The 16,769-nt window shown below is 46.9% G+C and carries 20 protein-coding genes; all 20 read right to left on the reverse strand.

Features of this window, described 5'->3' with window-relative positions; genetic code table 11:
• Nucleotides 1-366, reverse strand: a 366-nt coding sequence (locus tag ABC831_RS23860; RefSeq protein WP_343250575.1) for a hypothetical protein, incomplete at its 3' end; no start/stop codon positions are given.
• Between the two features lie 13 nt (nucleotides 367-379).
• Nucleotides 380-910 (reverse strand): hypothetical protein, encoded by a 531-nt coding sequence (locus ABC831_RS23865; protein WP_343250576.1) that lies wholly within the window; start codon nucleotides 908-910, stop codon nucleotides 380-382.
• Between the two features lie 15 nt (nucleotides 911-925).
• Nucleotides 926-1,363, reverse strand: coding sequence for a hypothetical protein (locus tag ABC831_RS23870; protein WP_343250577.1), 438 nt, complete (start codon nucleotides 1,361-1,363; stop codon nucleotides 926-928).
• 15 nt (nucleotides 1,364-1,378) lie between these two features.
• Nucleotides 1,379-3,283, reverse strand: coding sequence for a phage tail spike protein (locus ABC831_RS23875; RefSeq protein WP_343250578.1), 1,905 nt, complete (start codon nucleotides 3,281-3,283; stop codon nucleotides 1,379-1,381).
• A complete protein-coding gene (locus tag ABC831_RS23880; RefSeq protein WP_343250579.1) occupies nucleotides 3,283-3,987 on the reverse strand; it encodes a mtfA protein in 705 nt (234 codons plus the stop codon). Before ABC831_RS23880 ends, ABC831_RS23875 begins: the two co-directional genes overlap by 1 nt.
• Nucleotides 3,987-6,152, reverse strand: coding sequence for a phage tail tape measure protein (locus tag ABC831_RS23885; protein WP_343250580.1), 2,166 nt, complete (start codon nucleotides 6,150-6,152; stop codon nucleotides 3,987-3,989). Before ABC831_RS23885 ends, ABC831_RS23880 begins: the two co-directional genes overlap by 1 nt.
• A 183-nt stretch (nucleotides 6,153-6,335) precedes the next feature.
• The gene (locus ABC831_RS23890) at nucleotides 6,336-6,932 is read right to left on the reverse strand and encodes a Gp15 family bacteriophage protein (RefSeq protein ID WP_343250581.1); all 597 of its coding nucleotides are present in this window, start codon (nucleotides 6,930-6,932) and stop codon (nucleotides 6,336-6,338) included.
• Nucleotides 6,933-6,940: 8 nt separating this feature from the next.
• Nucleotides 6,941-7,384, reverse strand: a complete 444-nt coding sequence (locus ABC831_RS23895) for a hypothetical protein (protein ID WP_343250582.1) — start codon at nucleotides 7,382-7,384, stop codon at nucleotides 6,941-6,943.
• Nucleotides 7,385-7,411: 27 nt separating this feature from the next.
• Nucleotides 7,412-7,894 carry a phage tail tube protein gene (locus ABC831_RS23900; protein ID WP_343250583.1) on the reverse strand — a complete coding sequence of 161 codons (483 nt, stop codon included), beginning with the start codon at nucleotides 7,892-7,894 and terminating at the stop codon, nucleotides 7,412-7,414.
• A gap of 16 nt (nucleotides 7,895-7,910) precedes the next feature.
• A complete protein-coding gene (locus ABC831_RS23905) occupies nucleotides 7,911-8,270 on the reverse strand; it encodes a phage tail terminator protein (protein WP_343250584.1) in 360 nt (119 codons plus the stop codon).
• A 26-nt stretch (nucleotides 8,271-8,296) separates the two neighbouring features.
• On the reverse strand, nucleotides 8,297-8,725 hold the full coding sequence (locus ABC831_RS23910; RefSeq protein ID WP_343250585.1) for a minor capsid protein: 429 nt from the start codon (nucleotides 8,723-8,725) through the stop codon (nucleotides 8,297-8,299).
• Nucleotides 8,697-9,038 (reverse strand): putative minor capsid protein, encoded by a 342-nt coding sequence (locus tag ABC831_RS23915; RefSeq protein ID WP_343250586.1) that lies wholly within the window; start codon nucleotides 9,036-9,038, stop codon nucleotides 8,697-8,699. Before ABC831_RS23915 ends, ABC831_RS23910 begins: the two co-directional genes overlap by 29 nt.
• Nucleotides 9,022-9,423 (reverse strand): head-tail connector protein, encoded by a 402-nt coding sequence (locus ABC831_RS23920; protein WP_343250587.1) that lies wholly within the window; start codon nucleotides 9,421-9,423, stop codon nucleotides 9,022-9,024. The genes ABC831_RS23915 and ABC831_RS23920 overlap by 17 nt, the downstream gene beginning before the upstream one ends.
• 16 nt (nucleotides 9,424-9,439) lie before the next feature.
• Complete coding sequence (locus ABC831_RS23925) at nucleotides 9,440-10,423, reverse strand: major capsid protein (RefSeq protein ID WP_343250588.1); 984 nt, start codon at nucleotides 10,421-10,423, stop codon at nucleotides 9,440-9,442.
• 18 nt (nucleotides 10,424-10,441) lie between these two features.
• Nucleotides 10,442-11,080 (reverse strand): hypothetical protein, encoded by a 639-nt coding sequence (locus ABC831_RS23930; protein WP_343250589.1) that lies wholly within the window; start codon nucleotides 11,078-11,080, stop codon nucleotides 10,442-10,444.
• A 71-nt stretch (nucleotides 11,081-11,151) separates the two neighbouring features.
• Nucleotides 11,152-11,313, reverse strand: a complete 162-nt coding sequence (locus tag ABC831_RS23935; protein WP_343250590.1) for a hypothetical protein — start codon at nucleotides 11,311-11,313, stop codon at nucleotides 11,152-11,154.
• The gene (locus tag ABC831_RS23940; protein ID WP_343250591.1) at nucleotides 11,313-13,223 is read right to left on the reverse strand and encodes a phage minor capsid protein; all 1,911 of its coding nucleotides are present in this window, start codon (nucleotides 13,221-13,223) and stop codon (nucleotides 11,313-11,315) included. Before ABC831_RS23940 ends, ABC831_RS23935 begins: the two co-directional genes overlap by 1 nt.
• The gene (locus ABC831_RS23945; protein WP_343250592.1) at nucleotides 13,192-14,667 is read right to left on the reverse strand and encodes a phage portal protein; all 1,476 of its coding nucleotides are present in this window, start codon (nucleotides 14,665-14,667) and stop codon (nucleotides 13,192-13,194) included. Before ABC831_RS23945 ends, ABC831_RS23940 begins: the two co-directional genes overlap by 32 nt.
• Before the next feature lie 12 nt (nucleotides 14,668-14,679).
• Complete coding sequence (locus ABC831_RS23950; protein ID WP_343250593.1) at nucleotides 14,680-15,993, reverse strand: PBSX family phage terminase large subunit; 1,314 nt, start codon at nucleotides 15,991-15,993, stop codon at nucleotides 14,680-14,682.
• Nucleotides 15,959-16,468 (reverse strand): hypothetical protein, encoded by a 510-nt coding sequence (locus tag ABC831_RS23955; protein WP_343250594.1) that lies wholly within the window; start codon nucleotides 16,466-16,468, stop codon nucleotides 15,959-15,961. The genes ABC831_RS23950 and ABC831_RS23955 overlap by 35 nt, the downstream gene beginning before the upstream one ends.
• Nucleotides 16,469-16,769 lie beyond the last annotated feature (301 nt).

Raw genomic sequence — 16,769 nt, forward strand, 5'->3', positions numbered from 1 at the left:
TATCCTGCCATCCGTGTGGATACAATCTAACGTAAGTCGAGATCCATAAAGGGTAATTTTAGCAGTGAGATTTTCATCTGCTTTTTCAAACGGCATTTTACCAGATAAATTATTATTTAACTCGTTTATCGCTGACACGGCACTCGTTTTTGAGGTGGTTGTCAGCGTGGTCAAATCACCAATTTTGTCCAGGATGACAGTCAGGCGTTTTTTGATCTTGCCAAACAAGGTGTTGATCGGGTCACCGCTGGCCATATCGGCATCGGTGGACGGCGTGGTAAACGGGATCTTTGTTGTTGGATCGACCTCGCCGGCCGGTCCCTGCGGCCCAATCACGGGGCCTAAATCTACTGTGGTTGTTGCCATAAGCTCATACCTCCTATTCGTAAGTCGCGATCAGGCGACCGGAAGCGTTGATCGAAAATGTCGGCACTGGCCCCGCTGGCCCCTGCGCTCCGGCGGTTCCCGTGTCACCTTTTAATCCCTTAATGTTGCAGACGTATACCCACTTTGCCACCGATGCAGCACCGGCTACTGTACACCTATATACAGCCGACGTACTCGTATTCAGATACATATCGTTGATAATGGCGGATGTAACACCGGATCCCGAAAAAACCGTCGCTGTTGTACTTGTGCCGGTTATTCCAGTGCCGACAAACCACTGTGATCCTCTCTGTCCATTTGTTCCTGGGGTACCCGCGGTCCCTGCAGCTCCTGTCGCGCCTTTAATATTACCTTTTTTCACCCAGGATCCGCTTTCTTTTGCGTACATATCCCAGTTTGATACGTTTAAATATAGATCCCCATTGACTCCTTGCGACGTAGGAGCTACAGTTCCGTACAGTATACTTTTCCCGTCTGATCCAGCCGGTCCTACTACTGATCCTAAATCTAAAACTTGTGCCATATTATTCTTCCTTTCTTATTCTTTTACTGTATAAACCAGGCGTCCGCTATGGATTTCCAATGGAGGCACGGGTTCATTGTCATTGTGGGTAAGTATCAAATGTCCGTTGCTATCAACAGCCATAGCAAAAAGCCCAGGATCTAATTGTGTTACAACCGCCGCTCCGTCTTGCCCTGGCGGCCCCTGCGGACCGGTAAACTCTCCGGCCTCCCTCCGGGCGATTAGGTCATCAGCAACGCCGTTCGCATTGTTCGCGGCGGTATCGCAGCGCTTGATCGCGGCCGTGGTGTCCGTCTGACGCTTCTGTTCTGCCACTTCCCTGCTAGCTTCCGCCGCCGCATAGCTTTCGATCTCATCATTCCCGGCTTTGATCGCATCATGGATGGAGCCGCGAACATCTCGCCCCAATCTGGCACCAAGAATATATTCCAGATATTCTGCTATGTTTGCCATTCTTTTTCCTCCCTCCTACTCTGTACCTGTCATAATTCCACCGTTAAATTGGATCGTTGTATAGGACGATTCGCCTGTCATCACACGGATGCTATCCGTTGATCCAACACCGCCACCCGTTGCGAATCCATCCCTGGCCGTGATTTGGCCGTCTGCATCTATCGCACCGGTTCCACCGCCCGCCTGTACCGAAAGGGATCCGATCAAATTCGCAGCGGCGTAATCTCCCAATATATCATTGAGCAGAAACACATATGTCCCATTTTTAAGCATCCCAATCCGGGATCCCAATACCTCTACACTGGATCCGGTTGGAGAAGAAACACTGAATTTCCCGGATCTACCGTCGTCCTGCAGGCGTATTTCTATCCCGCTAAGAATACCCTTTTTCAGTGTTAATCCGTTAATATCCAGCGTTGCGATCACAGTTCCGGTGGCATCCTGTACTTCTAAGACACCGTTTCCGTTGTCCTTGCCGCCCAGGCGTAAAGTACCGCCCAGAATTCGGTCTGCCAACATAGTTCCGGTGGTGATGAAGTCTGCAACAAAATGCCCGTCTATGGTCCAGGCGCTACGGTACGGGCCGGCTATGCCCGAGGTTGAAAAACCGATTCCGTTTTTGTTGATCTGAATAATGTTCGTCGCCTGATTTTTATCCGGAGCATCCATGATTAGGATAGCCTGGGGATGGCCGTCATCTGCCAGATCTAATATGACATACCCACCCAAGCCACCGGTGATAAGCTGGGTAGCATGTTCGACCGCCTGGTTGATCCGGGTGTTTGTAGACCTTGCAATCTGCTCGATCCGGGCTGATATATCGTTCTTGCTCTTATTATTTGACTCTGTAAGCGTCTGGAAGGTACTCCCGAGGGTGATCTTGTTATTCCCTGGATTCACTAAATCCAGATCCATTTTTGATACTAAAAAAAGCCGGTCCAGACCATGCGGGCTGCTCACCACCCTGATCCAATCTCCTAGCTTGATTTTTTCAGCGTCAACATCCATCATGGACATATCCACCGCGGTCAGCTCGATCGTATTCACCAGATTGATGCAATCCTGCAGGTAAGCTTCCCCTTTCGCCTTAAGGTTTTCTGGCAACGTCACATCGTCAAATTCGACGGTATCCCAGATCCATCCCCAGGCATTCACGGCCTCATCATCATAAATGTAATCTTTTCCGCCGTTCACGGATGTAATGTCGACCCGCAATTTTGTACCATTGATACCTTCCTCTTCGGTTTCTGCCCCAAGCGGTATAATTGCGGTTCTGATGCTTTCAGCCTTTGCATACCGTTTCAGATCGATCAGGTTTTCGCCAAACCGGATCACCTGCGTATTTGTATGCCCGTAATCAGCCAGGTAGTCCAAATATCGCTTCCCACCGTCATGCCGGATCCGGATGTAGCCTCCATGGGTTTTGATCAGTTTTTCGTTTATCGTAGTCAGCGTATCCGTATATCCACTATCCGATCGGTTGATATACCCGTTCGGGTCCACCACCGTGACATCCCCAAGTTGGATCTGCTTCCCGGTTTCGACCTGGGAGTTATGGTTGGTGATAAGTTGCTGCAGGAACGGGCGGATATCACCGGTATACTCATACGGCCGTTGCTTACTATCAAGCAGATATGATAGATCGCCCTCACAGGGGATGGTCCCTGTATTGTAAAAATCCACCTCATCGGACAACGGCCGGCCGGTAAAGATTAGGTCATCATCCTGATATACTTCGATGACAGAGGATAATTTATTGACCTTATCATAGTTTTCATGCCCGGCCGGAAGCGCAAAGGTAAGGCTTCCGGTTTTATTAAGCTGCAGAGATAGTTTCGGATTTAAAGCAATCGTCTTATCGTCTCTGGTATCGTGCAGCACATAATCCTTACTGCCGTTCTTACATATGATTCTATACATTATAGGCTACCTCCCCTATACTCAATGCTCACAACACCGTTTCCGGTAAAAGTTAGGATGTTTTCACCCTCCGCAAGAGCCAGATCATATATTTTATTGACTCCGGCTACCAGATCGTAAGACTTTGACTGATACGATACCGACATTGCTGCGCTGGCTGTGATTACCGGTATAACATGTTTGCGGCGGCCTGGAATTATGACATTCAGCTCACCAACAACCTGCAGGTTTCCGTATTCACGGATGATCCCGGTTTCAAAGTCAAAATCATCCCACAACCAATCTCCTAGGCTGTCGGCAACCTCGTTTTTATACGCATCCATGGTGCCAGTGATCACGATCTGATTCATGATCTCGCTGGATTTTTGCGAATCGATCTGCAGACGTCCATCATAATAGAATCCGGGATCCGAATCGATAATGACTTTACGCTTCCGGCCATGAAGGAAGTTTGCGATCTCGCTTGTCATGGCGTGCCAATCTTCATACCCGCCGGAATAATCAAACGTGAATTGCACGCCTTCCCGCATATTGTACGGGACGTCCCCGGTCAGGGTTTGTGTCAGGTCCAGCGATCCATCCGTCCCGGGAATGTCAATATAATTTGTTTTCGGTTCCGGCATGGGGATTACCATGGATATCATTCGTAATCCCCAGTCTTTCGCTGTATGCTTATCGTCAATCTTTATTCCTGTATGCTCCATTATTGGCCTCTCTCTTTATTCTGTGATATGCTTCCCAGCTCTGTGTCCATGTATGGTGCCATTACCGTAGCGGCCGTCCTGCCGTCAAGATTGGTCTGAACGACTATGCATCCTTTACCTAAGACGATTTTCTGATCAGGTACATAATTCCCACCGCTTAAGGACCTCTCAAGCCCTTCCAGGCCCCCTGCGGCGTTAAAGCGCATATTTTCCTCACGGGTCAATACACGCTCCCCATAATCCAAATACGCCGGAAAGAAATCCCCCGGTACGAAGTCAATACCCGTTTTCAGCCTGGGAATAGTCGGGATGTTAAATCCCTTTCCGCCGATCCCCGGGACCCAGTCCGGAAGCTTAATCTTATTAATACCTTTGATAAACCCATTGATCAGATCTATGATGAAGTTGATCGGTGCCTTGAAAATACCGCCAAGCGTATCAGCAATGGATTTAAAAATATTCTTGATATTTTCCCAGGCACCTTTCCAATTCCCCGTGAAGACATTTTTTATAAAATCAAGAATATTCTTGATGATGTTTGTTATGTTTTTAATGCTTCCAGACACCACGTCAGCAATCCCGCGAAATACTTCTCCAAACACTGACATTAACGTCTCTAAAACTGGAATCATTATTTTTGACATTAGTTCCACAATCGGTGCGAGAGCTTCGATTAAAGGATTTAAGGCTTCACTAATTAGCTGCAGGATTGGTGTCAAAAGCTCCATAAATAGATCTATGATCGGCATTAACATATCAATCCATACCTGGAATATCGGCAGCAAAGCATTTATGAGATCCAGCAAAACAGGTAACACTGCGCTGATTATCTCCGTTATCGGTGGCAGAAGCTCCTGGAATAGCTGGACTATTATGGGGAGTACCGCATTTATAATGTCCATCAGTGGGGGCAAAAGAGAATTGATCAGGTCCATCAATACCGGAAGAATCTCTTCGATCACCGGTGCAAGCTGTGTGATCAGTTCCCCTACCGCATCCACTATGGGCGGAAGCGCCTCTTCCAGCAATGGCAGCACCGCGTCGATCAGCTCGCTTAAGATCGGTATGAGCTGCTCGCCCAGCGGTAAGAGCAAAAGTTCTACACTACGTTTTAAGCCTTCAAACATTGATCCGAGATCATCATATTTGACTTCCTTGATCCCGTTTAAGGCTCCTTCCGCGTCATATGCTCCGTCGGTAATATTTGCCAACTGGGATACTACTTCTGGCCCCAGATCTTCCCACATCGTCCCAAACAGATTGACGCCGGCTGTATTCTGCGCAAGCGGATCTCCCATTTCTGCCAGCGCTGATATAGTTTGCTGGAATGCATCACGGGCAGAATCGCCGCCTGCGGCAAATTTAGCTGCCATGTCATCGGCGTTAAGCCCAATCGCTTCGAATCCTTCTTTTGTCGTTTCGGATCCGTCGATCACACGAATAGACATTTCCTTAACTGCATCACCGATTTTGTCAAGATTCCAGGCTCCAGAATCAGCGCCGGCCTGGAAGATGTTGAACATATCATCGGCGTCAAGACCCATTTTTGCGAACTGAACAGAGTATTCCGAAATACTGTCTATCAACTCCCCGGAATAGTCCAGACCATTCTGGGCACCGGCTGCGATTAGGTTAAATGCTGCCTCACCGTCGGTCCCAAAACTATCCATCATAGCCTTTGCAGCCCTGGCCGATTCGGTTATATCGTAGTCAAATGTATCTCGTAAGGCAAAAGCCGACTCCGTTAAATTTGTCAGCTCTGCGTCATCCAGGGCACCAACCTCTTTTTTGACCGTTGCCATGGCATCTGCGATATCCTCGAAGTTCTCTCCGTAATTGTCTTTGTAAATCTGTTCCAAAGACTTTTGCCAATAATCCGTTCCGTCTTTCGCAAGCCCGGTCGCTGCAATAAACTGATTCATTGCTTGATCGACGTCTACCGCGCTGCTGACCGCCGCAGCTCCTAATCCGACCGCTGCGGTTCCGGCGGCTACCATGCCTGTACCGATTGCCTTTGCGGCTCCGCCGGCTATGGATTTCAATTTTTCCATTCCACCGCCGGCCTTTTTTTCTACCTTCTCATTCGCTGCATTTAGATCGCCCTCTAGCTGGCTGTCATCAGCCCGGATCTCATATACAACCTCGCCTTTTTTGCCATCGGCCATGTCCATCACCTGCCCTTGTATAGATCAGGCGGCACATTGGCACACTAGCCTGTTATTTTCAGTTCAAAAATTCTTTGGCACTCTTTATTTTTGCATTTTAAAAAGACGCCTCTACAGACGGCGTCCTTGTTCTTAAATACATTGATTGGGTGTCCGCAATATGGACACTTTACTTTTTCTTTTTCATTCATGGGCCATGCCCTCGAGGGCACAGAACAATGCATCCAGCCCCGCCTGGTCACCTCCGCCTTCTACCGGAAGCGCATAATATGATTTCAGTTCTATTATGTTCTGCCTTTCTTTCTGATTGTATTTGGTAGGATCCGGAATATCCATACCGCGGATCCGCATGATCTCTTTGATTTTGGTTTTGTCTGATAGCCCCTGAAAAAGAGCTATGAACTTTTTCCAGTGAAGGAGCCCCTGTTCTTTTTCCAGATCGATTCCGTAATCCTGGTAAAACGAAGCGAATATATACTCCCCGTCAAGCTCGAAATCAATGAGCCTTTGATTGTTCTTTGATGGTGGCCGGTGTGGCAGATCTATATGCTGTTTTACAATCTCCTGTAAAAGTTCTGATTTTCCTTTTACCGGAAGACACCAGACACGGAAACGGTCTTTCACCAACATCCGTAACGCCTGATCGATTTTCACTTCGTCCGGAAGTTCTTCCTTGTATAAACGCTGTACGTCCAACACAACATTAAATGCCGCATTTACTCTGTATTTACGATTGCCTAGTCTAACTATGGTTTCGATCGGTTCGGTTAAAAATCCCATGCTCACACCTATTTGAACATATGTCTGCGTTGTTTCCGGTTATAGCCCTGCAAAATGGACTTTTGATTTTCCTTTTTTATGTCGCTACAGCGCGGAACGACAACCTGGGTAATAAACGGAACTACCTCTTTGCACATTTCTGCATAGCGGTTATCGTAGAAGGCTACAATCTCTCCAGCATCTTCTGGACCGAACACAGCCTCGAACAAATTTACAACTGCATTTCCAAGGCGTTCAATGCAATCCTCTACGATCTCACCGGATTCTGACTTCCGTTTCATTTCAGACGTTTCAGCCAGCACTTTTGTAAGGTCGGCATATTTCCGATAGATTTTGCCAATCATATCGTCTACATCCAGAGACACATGCAACGTCTTTACAACCTTGCCTTCTTCGTCACACAGTTCAAAGTCTTCCTCATATCTTTTTCTTCTTTTCGCCTGATATGCCATGTTATATCCTCCTAAAGAGGGAGGGGATTATACCCCTCCTGTATTCGTCGTTGTTCCAATCGCCGGTCTGCCGTTACCGTGGATTGTAACGGTCAATGCATTTGGCTGGTTGCTGTCACCGTATGCCGGCGTGATGTTCGCCAGCGTCACAGGCCAGATGATGATTTTATCACCCTTCTTTAATTTCAGATGGGTTTTCCGCGCGTCTCCAAGCCCATACAGCACATCATCGGACAGAATGTAGTCCGCTGCTGGATCGCCCGGTTTAACGTCTCCTGTGACCGTCAGCGTCATCTGTGCACCGGTTACTTCTGTACTGCCATACCCCTTGTCAGCATAATAGCTGGCCTGATATAACACTTCATTCAGCGACTGACTCATGTTTTTCATCAGATTATTCATACTTGCCCAGGAAGGCTGTTCTGTGCTGGGGGCAGTATTTATATAGGCTTCTGTTTCATAGTTGATTTCCGGCGTAATTGTATTGCTCGGTAAAGTAGGTTCTGCCATAGTTATCATTCCTTTCTTAGTAATAAATTTTATTATTCAGGATACAAGAATAATGCCATACCCCATCCTCATCCCGCCCGATCTTCGACGGTTCTTTCGAAATATCCGAATCCAGCCAGGAAAAAAGTGTTCCCTGCGGATACTTTTTCAAGCGTTGGAAATACTCGCATATACTGGATAGCTGTTCCAGGCATCTTTGCTGATCTGCAGCACGGCACAAAAAAAGCACCGGTACGGTTTTGACTGTGCTTTTATCATAGTATGTTCTATCTGTAGATCCAGATCCAAGTTCCGCATAGATCCCACCCGCCGCGGGGAGTTCTTTCGTGGAGATTGGATTATCCAGATCGCAATTCTGTTCTGCTGTTTCAAGCATAAGTTCCAAAAATTCAGTTAATGGGGTCATTTTTTCATCAGCTCCTTTAATGCCGCCTGGTACGCCTTTTTCCAGTTATCCCCGTATACCTCTTTTGCATATTTGGTCCACTCCATACGGGAAAGGGCGCTTGTAAAATTCAGCTTTTCAGGACCATATGATCTGCTTGTAGGATTCCCGTACATAACTTCACCATGGAAAAGATACTGTGCATATGGTTCATCCCACCGAAGCCAAAAGGAAAGATTGGCGGCTTCTCGATCACTATTAGTAATACCGCTATCCTGCAAAAAGCCTTGATCACGAGGAACATGCTGTGTTGTGTCTTTCAATGCCTGCTTACCCATTTCTGTCAACGCATCATTACCTGCCGCCCGGATCCTGGTTGCGGCCGCCGCTTTGTCAAAGGTTACCCTCGCTGTTATCTTAGGCATAGGCAACCAGCCCCAACTCATAATGATGCAACTGACTTCCGTCATACAATGGCTCTACGATCTGTACCCGGTGTTTTTGATCGTTAAATATGATTATATTGTCCACCGCAAAACTTGTACCTTTCGGCCGGCTGTTTTTGCAGTCGAAGAAAAGAGTCGCCGCTAACTGTATCTCCGAATTGTTTTTGTCACGAACAACCTTGCTAGACGGCTCCATGCGGACACGGGTAAGCTTTAGTCCATCATCCATCTGATCATCACCCCAACGTCCCTCACCTGTCTTTTTGTGAAGCATAACCGCATGTATAAGTAATTTTTTAGGTATTGGACGCATAACCCCCACCTCCCCGGTATAATAACCCTGTAGGGGCCAGGAGCCGTGCTGCCCTGGGTGCATATATGGATTGCTGCGTACTCCCGTTTGCACTGGACGATTTTGTATAGCTAAATTTGCCCAGCCCCGCACTCTGCAGATCGGACCCATTGTCCATATCACTGCCACCATTCACGTCCAGGTACTCGATCTGTGCGCATACAGCCTTTTTAATCCGGTCCTGGATGTCTGATCCATACGTGTCCATTACTTCCGGTCGAATCCGATACATGCACATTTCTTCGATGATTTCTTCCGATCTGGCCTGCAGGCCCGGGAAGTCGGCTGTGTCTACCGGCTCCCCGTGGAAGGTATTATCATAGTATTCCTTTGTTACGTAAGGCACCTGATCGCCTCCAATCTTATGCGGACGGAGCGGAAGCCGGTGCCACCTGGATCCCGTGCAGAACTGCAGCGGCTTTGGTTGCCTTTAATGCCATGGCTGCCACCATTTCAACCTCTCCGGTTTTTACAGCGCCAGGTTTTGTCATGTCGGGCAGATAGATTTTAGGCTCTTTCGTTCCTTCCGGCGTGATACCGTGTACGGCATCCAGCCCGATCCGGAAAAGATACATATCCGTTGTCCCTTTCGCGGAATCTGTGGAAATAATAGGATCTGCGGTTCCCGGTTTATCCCCCATATCCATAATTAGCGCATTCCCGTATTTAACAATCTGGGTTCCCAGTTCGCTTTTTGTCTGCTGGAACTGGGTGGACAGATCTGCTACAGACTGGAATACCGCGAACAGATCCCGGTTAACTCCAATAACTCCCGGTTCCCCATCCAGCAACTTTTCGACCTGGCGCAATTCATACAGGAAGGATTGCCAGTTTGCTTTCAGATCGGCCGCAGAGGATAAATTTAAAAGGGCAGAATCTTCAAGCGTAATCTCTGTTTTGGATCCTTTCAAAGCCTTTGTCAGCCCATCAAAAGCCGTCGCGTCTTTCGAGCTGTCACCATTGATGAACCAATCAGCAAACAGTGCACGTACAGCTTTGGCTTTCTGTTCCAACTGGAATTTAACCAGATCTACAACCTGTTTTTCGTAATTCGCAATGACCCGATCCATACTAAAAGATCCGCCAAATACTTTTAGGTTAACGGTGATCTGGGAAGTTTTTGCCTCCTGTGCCGTATAATCCGAATTCAGGGCACGTCCCGCCGCCGTCGGCAAAGTAGTCACCCGGTTGTACACATAAGTCATCGTATTGCCGCCCTGCGGCTTTGCGGTATCATCAAATACCATTGCGTCCAGAAGCGGAGACTTCCGGAATTCATCGACTACATAGTTTGTCAGTTTATCCTGACTTAATTTTTTTGCATCTGCAAGTGTAAATGCTGCCATCGTTTACATCATCCTTTCTTATTTTCCAAATAGCTGTTTTCTGATATCATCGTCTACCGATGTTTCTTTTTTCTGTGCTTTACCGTGACGTTGGCCCCAGCCTTTTTTCTCCTGATCCCCATCTGTATCTTCTTCCTCATATCCATCCTTAAATTGTGGATATTTTTTCAATACTGCGTCGATCGCATCTTCAATGTCCATGTCTTCATCCTTTGCCATATGCACTTTGGCAAGCGCCAGAACATCATCTACACAATCCTTTTTGACATCATGTTCCAAACAGGCCCACTTCATTTCTAAAGCTGCGGCTTTTTCTTCTGCCTTTCTGGCTTTTTTATCCGCTTCGGCGTCCCCTTCATTGTCCGGATCAGAATCCGTATCTTTTTTTACACCACCTGTTGCGGATTGCTTCTGCTGATCGCGCTGCCATTTTCGTTTCTCACGAGCAAGGCGTTTTTTAACAGCTTCGTCAATATCCTTCTGGGAGAATTTCTTTTCTTCCTGTTCTTCTTCCTCCGTTTCGTCCGAATCGTCTTCGTCCGGGTCGTCACCCTCTCCGGCATTATTGCCGTCTTCGCCGGATCCGCCGGCACCTCCTCCTTTGTCAGCCTCGAAAAATGGCATTCTGACATAAGGGTTATTCATAAATTTATACATATAACTACCTCCGTTTAACGTCCGTTCGACTTTTTTGTATAAAGAAAACCACCAGCCGATCAGCCAGTGGTTTACTCTTCGAAAACTATTTCTTGATTCTTTGCTTCTTTCATTTTCTTGACGAATTCGTCACAGATCCTTTTTTCATCCGGCGTATATGGATCATCCAGATATCCACCTGATCCGGAATAATGAAATTTATCCCGGATCTTTTCCGGTACTTCAAATAGCATTATTTCCCCATCTCCTTTTCAAATAATTTCTGCACTTCTTTGGCCAGCTTCCGAGGCGGCGATTCCGAACACGCTTCTGCCAGGAATTCTCCCGGCCCTTCGGCTGCCCCATACTCACATAGATTTGCCTTTATTATATCATTATCATCAGGCAAATTACAGGCCGCAAGTGCTTTCTGTTTTATTTCTTCGGCTATCTCGTGAGATTTTATTGCTTTTATGGCCCCAGATAGATCGCCACCTCCAAATTCCTTATTGACACCGTATCTCTTTAATGTCATTGAATATTCTGCCAGGTGTGTTCCCTCATGTTTAATAATCCCATGCAAGCCATTTTTTCTTGTCCAGAAACCTGCATTTACGTTTTGATCAATCATCTGCTGTATTGCCTGCTCATCATCCGCCAAGAGCGAAGACAACGATAACTTTGTAGACACTGTTCCATATTTTGTTAACCTTAAGGATGCTTTCGCTACGGCATCGATTTCTTCAAAGCTTACTTCATCAATAAAGCCTTTGAGTATAGGCATTTCTTTAAATACTTTTTTCAATGCTTTATTTGTGTTATTGACAACCTCTATGCTTTGTGTAGCATAATTTGTTTTCTTAATTCCGAGATGCTTGATCGCCCAGTTCTCCGCTGCAGCCTGGTTTCTTTGCCTGATAGACGATTCGTCTACTTTGCCGGCCTGTTTTGCAATATACTCTCTTTCCGACGATCTGGCTTTTGCACTGACACGCTTGTCGAACCCCACAACTTGCTCTCTATCCCTACGGCGGTGTAATTTATCGTTGCCGTCCACATAGGATTTTAATTGCTTTTCTTTGGCCTTAAGCTTATAGGATGCTTGCTGGAAGGCTTCCTGATCTCCTATCTGATCATAGAGCATACATTCTCGTTTTTGCTTCCTTACAGATCTTTCCAGGGACCGCTGGACCTGTACTTCTTTATACTCTTTGTCGTTCGCCTCCAGATCTTCGGTCGGAAAATGCCGGCGGATCGATACCCCCTCTATGTATGGGAAAATGTGATGTCCACAATTTATGCCAAGAAGACCGTCGGGTTCTCCATAACTGGACGTGTTCCAGTGCGGATACTTTTTCGATTGGTTCGATCTGTCAAAAATCTTCCCCTGGTCCCTTGCACATTTTGGCCGGGCGCCGGAATGACTGTCAACCTCGACCAGATCAATCCCATAGTCATCGGCCCGGGCCATTTGTATCTCTGCGGCCATCGTGTTCGATGTGGATCTCATGTTCATATTCACATATGCTTCCGGTGTCCACTCTCGCCCCGCCTGGTCAACAAAGGCCGGAATTCCCTTTTCATTGAATTCCCGGATGCACTTTGTAAGCGCCTGTTGCCTTGATTCTGCCCCTATGACAGCCATTGTGGCATGTTCGTTTAGTATATCAAGGAAGTTCTGTTTTTGAGCTATTTCCTGCGCTGTAGAGGCCATGTTGTTGACCAAACCTTTAAAAGCGTCCCTGGCCTTATATAGCATCGTGGTATTGCACAGATTGAGGGTATCCTTTGCCTGTCCCCGCAGCGTCGTAAGTACCTGCTTCACATTTTTGCTTTGTGATATCGGCACCGCTTCTCCGACCAACCCTTGTCGGACAAGCTGCCTCATTCCCGGCTCTACCTCTTTGATCACCTTCTCGGCCATGTCATTAAGCATCCGCTCCATGGCCGTCTGCGAAACGCCTGTAGACTGGGCAATGATTTTGATGTTCTCCTGGTTCAACTTCCCAATCTCGGCTAACTTCTTCATTAACCATTGATCGGTGGCGATCGGCTGATCATAGTCTTTGCAATGCCGAATGATATTTGCCATCAGGCGTTCTTCCAGATCTTGAAAGGCTCCGGCCGGAAGATCAGCCGCCCTTTGGTTCTCGATCAGGTTCATCTACTTCATCACCGCCCTGCTCTTCCTCTTCCGGTTCATCCGGATCAGCTCCATCTCCCTGTGTCCAATCCACATTGCTGCCGGTAATCTGCCCGTCCTGGACAATTCGCTCCAATTCTTTCTTTGCCTCGGCTTCGCTGCATTTATTAATTTCCATAATCGCTGTAAGCTTTGATCGGAGACTGGCCGTAACAAGCTTAATATTGCGATCTACTGTAGTATTGGTATCCTCAATAATCGAATCATCAAAATCCACATTGATTTCCAGCTTATCAGAACCAGTTTCCAAATAAGCCAGGGCTTTCACCATGGCCACCAAAGCTGCCTTTATAGGTGTTTTATTTTTCTGCAGGTTTTGGTATAGATCGGACTTATCGCTGATCACTTCCGTTGCTGTCTTAACTCCGCCGCTCTCAAATTTATAACGGCCGGTGCCCATCCCACATTTTAGTGACATGAGGTCCAGGGCCTTATTTAGCCCTTGTTCATGATCGGCTGCGCGAATATTCATATCCACTTCGGTTATCTTCAAGTCACTATTCCGATCCCCAGGCATTGCAAAATAGACGGTATCATTCGGATCGAATACCGGCTGCAGGCCCCCATCTTTCTCCTGCATGATCTTTGCCTGTGAATATGGCACCAGAATCCTCTTTCGACCAAGTACATACTCGTTCATGTATGAATCATAGACCAGATCGCAGCCCTTTACCTGATCGATCGCATTGGCAAACACAGAAATGCCCATAGGGCTATCCAGATCAACGTTGTTGCAGATATTTGGCGTGATGATCTGGAACAAAGGCTTGTTATATCCGGTTGGAACAATATCGTCTATATCATCCGGAAGATCCACTTCGTCCCCCGTACTGGCATCCAAGTATTTGTTTTCGATATAGTACATATCGGGGTTTTCGCCATCCGCCGCAATGCCCTTCCGGTGAATCTGCAGGTAGATTCTTTCTTTTTCATCTACCACCCGAACGGAACCAAAGGCACATTCGGTAATGTCTCCGTTGTCCCAGGATAGCGGGTAAATCATATTGGCCCGGATATAATCGATGATCTTATTTTCGTTTGCGTCTAAGTATTCAACAAGCGCTCCGGTTCCCAGGGCGAAAGAAATCTCGATTAATTGATTCGCTCTGGTCTGGAAGTTGTTGGCCTCTAAGATCTCCTTCAACCTTTTGTCAAAAGCCCCGGCCTTGATCGCTACCTTTTCATTCAGCAGAAGATTAGCCCAGTCCTCACACACCTTTTTTGCCATACCCAGCTTATACCGCTTACATTTTTTGCTCTGAATTCCATCATAGATCCAGTAGACATGAAATTTCTTCACATCATTTTGATACCATGCAAACCATTCATCTATGTGGTTGTAAGTGGTGTCTGACACACCTCCGAACTTTCGCTTCTTCTGTAAATAACTTTGTATCGCTCCCAATCCATCACCCCCTTATACTGCGATATACAGAATATCTTCCTGCACGCTCTCCGTGCTATACTCCGTGCTGTCTAAACTGTCCACGTTCATCAGGCCATCATCCAGCCGGATATCCTGGTTCTTTTTCTTGTCATCATAAACCGCCTGTTCGAAAGCACCGATGATGTTCTTGCAATGCTTCATAACCTTCCATCGACCTTGTGCGATCAGGCTGTTATAGAAGGCGATCCGGTCATTGATCGGACCTTTGATAGCGTTCTTGATATCTATGTTCACATGTGCCTGAATACAGGCTGTCTCAAGTCCTGCGATCAACGTCTGTTCGGCGCTATCGCAATAAGCCTCGTAGACTTTATATTTCGTCTGCGCCCTCCGGACAAAATCTATGAAATCATCCTGTAACTGCTTCGGGTTCAGACGTTTTTTGCAGTAGTATTCATCTAACACAACCACCTGTTTATATCCTTTTGTAAATCCTGTCAGCGTAAAAGAATGAGCCGACTTCGTACCTCCGAAATCGACTCCGATTACTGCATACATGATCTGGTTTTCTGCCAACCACTTGCTGCTCACCGTATAATCTACCACATTTTCGGCAAACTGCTGATAGATCAGGCCATCTGCCGCAACCCAAAGCCCCAGGATAAAACGCTTATAAAAAACACTACCGGCTTGCCATGCCCTCCGGTATCGCTCCTTCACCGTTGGCGAAAGTGTCAGGTTATCATCCATCATGAAATGCAAATGATACACATATTTTTCTTTCGCCTTATCAATAAATTCTTCTTTAATGTAATTGTGCGGATTCCCGGGATTACAGTTCATCCAGACTTTTGATCCTGTTATCGAACACCGACTGATCATCTGATCAATGAAATTCTGGGGGAATAACGCCACTTCATCGGCATAAGCTCCCGCCGCTGTAAGACCCTGTAATGTATCCTGACTGGCTTCCGTACTCGCTCCATATAAATAATAAGCATTACTGCCTATTTCGATTCTGGCATCTGTACCAGAACGGATATAAGTATACGGCCACCCCCAAGCCTCCATAATCTGAATCATAGGCCGGATAACATTCTTTTTGAGCGCGCCCATTGTTCGCCCAGCCAATATGAACGACTGGCCTGAAAACATTTCTTGCGACCATGTAAGAAAACCAATGATACAAGCGATCGTCTTGCCTGATCGGATTGCTCCATCTGCTATTACAAAATCATTTTGGCTGTATTTTACCGCCGGCCTCCACCAATGGATAAGCCTGCGCTGCTGTTCTGAAAATGGCTTAAAATCAAACTTCGCCGGTTTCTTCTGCTTCTTCGGCATCTTCCATTTCCTCCCCATCGTCTTCTCCAAAAAGGCTGTCAATCTCTTCCTGGGTAGGACTCATGGCTTTCATAAACGCCTGGATATTTTCCTCCGCCCCGGTTTCGTCTCCAACCTCCTGATCTCTGGCCCTCTTAGCTCGGTCTGTCCGGATCTTCTGTTCAGCTTCATCAGCTTCGGTCTTTTCGGATTGACCAGCATACCGTGCGATAGCTTCATAGGCTTTTACATTTCCTTTAGTAGCCTCCTTAATCATTGCGATATTTACAGCGTTTTCCAATGTATTATCAAGTCCCAGCATGGCAAAGGTGGCTTCCCATTCAGGGTTATCCACGGAACATGCCAGGATCGCATTTAACGTTTTTCGAAAATTTATCCGTTGACGTCGTACTTCGCCAGATCTTTGTCCACCTCTTCTGCCATATTCTCGTGCTTCGCTCGGGGTTAAACGTTTTAAGTTCTCTTCATTGGCCATACCACCACCTTCCAATCACGGCCGGTTTGAACAGAATAATCCCCCAGATCCAGCCGAAGCTGTCCCAGGGGATGCTAATATAATCATTTAGTCAGGAAAAAGGGATTCGAACCCTATGCTCCGGTAGCGACCCGGCCTGTCTACCACTAACAGTATTCCCGACGCCTGCAGAAACAGGCATTCACTATGTTTAACTGATTCTCAATCAGTTCTGTCTGAAAGCTCTTTCAGACTAATCAGCCGCCGGCCTGTGACAACCAGCGACCGCGCCAAATTTATATAAAGGAGGGGAGAAATCATT

The sequence above is a fragment of the Diplocloster hominis genome (assembly GCF_032380655.1).
Lineage (GTDB): Bacteria > Bacillota > Clostridia > Lachnospirales > Lachnospiraceae > Diplocloster > Diplocloster hominis.

What these genes read in the sequence shown, in the direction of transcription:
- ABC831_RS23865 (WP_343250576.1), bottom strand. Translation starts at nt 910, where the DNA reads ATGGCACAAGTTTTAGATTTAGGATCAGTAGTAGGACCGGCTGGATCA.
- ABC831_RS23870 (WP_343250577.1), bottom strand. Translation starts at nt 1,363, where the DNA reads ATGGCAAACATAGCAGAATATCTGGAATATATTCTTGGTGCCAGATTG.
- ABC831_RS23875 (WP_343250578.1), bottom strand. Translation starts at nt 3,283, where the DNA reads ATGTATAGAATCATATGTAAGAACGGCAGTAAGGATTATGTGCTGCAC.
- ABC831_RS23880 (WP_343250579.1), bottom strand. Translation starts at nt 3,987, where the DNA reads ATGGAGCATACAGGAATAAAGATTGACGATAAGCATACAGCGAAAGAC.
- ABC831_RS23885 (WP_343250580.1), bottom strand. Translation starts at nt 6,152, where the DNA reads ATGGCCGATGGCAAAAAAGGCGAGGTTGTATATGAGATCCGGGCTGAT.
- ABC831_RS23890 (WP_343250581.1), bottom strand. Translation starts at nt 6,932, where the DNA reads ATGGGATTTTTAACCGAACCGATCGAAACCATAGTTAGACTAGGCAAT.
- ABC831_RS23895 (WP_343250582.1), bottom strand. Translation starts at nt 7,384, where the DNA reads ATGGCATATCAGGCGAAAAGAAGAAAAAGATATGAGGAAGACTTTGAA.
- ABC831_RS23900 (WP_343250583.1), bottom strand. Translation starts at nt 7,894, where the DNA reads ATGGCAGAACCTACTTTACCGAGCAATACAATTACGCCGGAAATCAAC.
- ABC831_RS23905 (WP_343250584.1), bottom strand. Translation starts at nt 8,270, where the DNA reads ATGCTTGAAACAGCAGAACAGAATTGCGATCTGGATAATCCAATCTCC.
- ABC831_RS23910 (WP_343250585.1), bottom strand. Translation starts at nt 8,725, where the DNA reads ATGAGTTGGGGCTGGTTGCCTATGCCTAAGATAACAGCGAGGGTAACC.
- ABC831_RS23915 (WP_343250586.1), bottom strand. Translation starts at nt 9,038, where the DNA reads ATGCGTCCAATACCTAAAAAATTACTTATACATGCGGTTATGCTTCAC.
- ABC831_RS23925 (WP_343250588.1), bottom strand. Translation starts at nt 10,423, where the DNA reads ATGGCAGCATTTACACTTGCAGATGCAAAAAAATTAAGTCAGGATAAA.
- ABC831_RS23930 (WP_343250589.1), bottom strand. Translation starts at nt 11,080, where the DNA reads ATGTATAAATTTATGAATAACCCTTATGTCAGAATGCCATTTTTCGAG.
- ABC831_RS23935 (WP_343250590.1), bottom strand. Translation starts at nt 11,313, where the DNA reads ATGCTATTTGAAGTACCGGAAAAGATCCGGGATAAATTTCATTATTCC.
- ABC831_RS23940 (WP_343250591.1), bottom strand. Translation starts at nt 13,223, where the DNA reads ATGAACCTGATCGAGAACCAAAGGGCGGCTGATCTTCCGGCCGGAGCC.
- ABC831_RS23950 (WP_343250593.1), bottom strand. Translation starts at nt 15,993, where the DNA reads ATGCCGAAGAAGCAGAAGAAACCGGCGAAGTTTGATTTTAAGCCATTT.
- ABC831_RS23955 (WP_343250594.1), bottom strand. Translation starts at nt 16,468, where the DNA reads ATGGCCAATGAAGAGAACTTAAAACGTTTAACCCCGAGCGAAGCACGA.